This is a genomic window from Ornithinibacillus bavariensis (assembly GCF_050433565.1).
GTDB classification, from domain to species: Bacteria; Bacillota; Bacilli; order Bacillales; family Amphibacillaceae; genus Ornithinibacillus; species Ornithinibacillus bavariensis.
The window spans coordinates 3,136-4,500 of the sequence record NZ_JBNPWZ010000023.1 but is presented as its reverse complement, the minus strand read 5'-3'; the positions used below and the strand labels follow the sequence as shown (position 1 = coordinate 4,500).

The window sequence follows — 1,365 nt, the reverse complement described above, 5'->3', positions numbered from 1 at the left end:
AGTTAGTTAAGTCCTCGATCGATTAGTATCCGTCAGCTCCACGTGTCACCACGCTTCCACCTCGGACCTATCAACCTCATCGTCTCTGAGGGATCTTACTCACTCGAAGTGATGGGAAGTCTCATCTTGAGGGGGGCTTCATGCTTAGATGCTTTCAGCACTTATCCTTTCCACACGTAGCTACCCAGCTATGCTCCTGGCGGAACAACTGGTACACCAGCGGTGTGTCCATCCCGGTCCTCTCGTACTAAGGACAGCTCCTCTCAAACTTCCTACGCCCACGACGGATAGGGACCGAACTGTCTCACGACGTTCTGAACCCAGCTCGCGTACCGCTTTAATGGGCGAACAGCCCAACCCTTGGGACCGACTACAGCCCCAGGATGCGATGAGCCGACATCGAGGTGCCAAACCTCCCCGTCGATGTGAACTCTTGGGGGAGATAAGCCTGTTATCCCCGGGGTAGCTTTTATCCGTTGAGCGATGGCCCTTCCATGCGGAACCACCGGATCACTAAGCCCGACTTTCGTCCCTGCTCGACTTGTAGGTCTCGCAGTCAAGCTCCCTTCTGCCTTTACACTCTTCGAATGATTTCCAACCATTCTGAGGGAACCTTTGGGCGCCTCCGTTACCTTTTGGGAGGCGACCGCCCCAGTCAAACTGCCCGCCTGACACTGTCTCCGAACCGGATCACGGTCCTGGGTTAGAAGGTCCATACAGCCAGGGTGGTATCCCACGGATGCCTCCACCGAAGCTAGCGCTCCGGCTTCTACGGCTCCCACCTATCCTGTACAAGCTGCACAGACATTCAATATCAGGCTACAGTAAAGCTCCACGGGGTCTTTCCGTCCTGTCGCGGGTAATGCGCATCTTCACGCATAGTATAATTTCACCGGGTCTCTCGTTGAGACAGTGCCCAAGTCGTTACACCTTTCGTGCGGGTCGGAACTTACCCGACAAGGAATTTCGCTACCTTAGGACCGTTATAGTTACGGCCGCCGTTTACTGGGGCTTCGGTTCAAAGCTTCGGGCGTAAGCCCTAACTCATCCCCTTAACCTTCCAGCACCGGGCAGGTGTCAGCCCCTATACTTCGCCTTTCGGCTTCGCAGAGACCTGTGTTTTTGCTAAACAGTCGCTTGGGCCTATTCACTGCGGCTTCTCCTTAAAGAAGCACCCCTTCTCCCGAAGTTACGGGGTCATTTTGCCGAGTTCCTTAACGAGAGTTCTCCCGCTCACCTTAGGATTCTCTCCTCGCCTACCTGTGTCGGTTTGCGGTACGGGCACCTATAATCTGGCTAGAAGCTTTTCTTGGCAGTATGAAATCAGGAACTTCGCTACTAAAATTCGCTCCCCATCACAGCTCA

Annotated in this window: 1 rRNA gene (only partly in view); it reads right to left on the bottom strand. The window is 54.4% G+C overall.

The window, feature by feature from the left end:
• Positions 1-2 precede the first annotated feature (2 nt).
• Positions 3-1,365: ribosomal RNA gene (locus HNR27_RS17985) — 23S ribosomal RNA — on the bottom strand; it runs 1,653 nt beyond the window's last position.